This is a genomic window from Vibrio sp. 1402 (genome assembly GCF_033340275.1).
Window position 1 is genome coordinate 1 of record NZ_JAWOWE010000269.1, and the last position, 710, is coordinate 710.

Here is a 710-nt window from a genome sequence, read left to right on the forward strand (position 1 = left end):
TCTATATAATCGCCGACTTTGAGCTCCGGACCCGGAGGAGAAACGCGAATCGGTTTCCCGCCACCAAAAAAGATGTCGAGCCATTCGCGTGTGCGCCACAAAATGTTGGCAAAGTAATAGCCTTTTTCACGACTCCCGATTTTTTGAGCCACTTTCCATAATGCCGCAGCGGAGGCTTGAGTTTTTATGCTCGCACCGGCTTGTTTAGGGTAGTAGCCATACCCTGGTTGCCATCGACGAAGGGCCGCTGGCTCAAATCCCCAAACATTACTGCGCACAAACGTGCCTTCATCTTGGATGGTATCGGATACCGCTTGCTCGTAGCTGATCAGTGTTTGCGGAAATCGTGCTTCAATCGCTTTGGAATCGGCAATGTAGTCATGCTCTAACCCCGCGAGTAATGCTTTGCCGATGTTTGCTGGTACAGAGGTGACCAAGCCGAGCCAGTACGAGGCCATTTTGGGGGTAAGCAACGGTGTCGACCACAGCCGATAAGGCTTGTTGGTGATTCGGCAAATGATTTTAAACTGCTCGCGGTAGCTGAGTGTATCTGGCCCACCAACTTCATAAATTTGGCTTTCTTCTGGGGGTGATGCTTCGGCCAACTGCAATAAATAGTGATTGAGGTTGGGTAGGGCGATGGGGTTGGCTTTTGAGTCGACCCATTTAGGCGCTATCAAAATAGGTAAGTTGTAGACAAAATCTCGCAT

At 50.0% G+C, this 710-nt stretch carries 1 pseudogene; it reads right to left on the bottom strand.

Annotated elements, in window-relative coordinates:
- Positions 1-710 (bottom strand): annotated as a pseudogene (locus R7044_RS25500) (NAD(P)-dependent oxidoreductase); the annotation flags it as partial.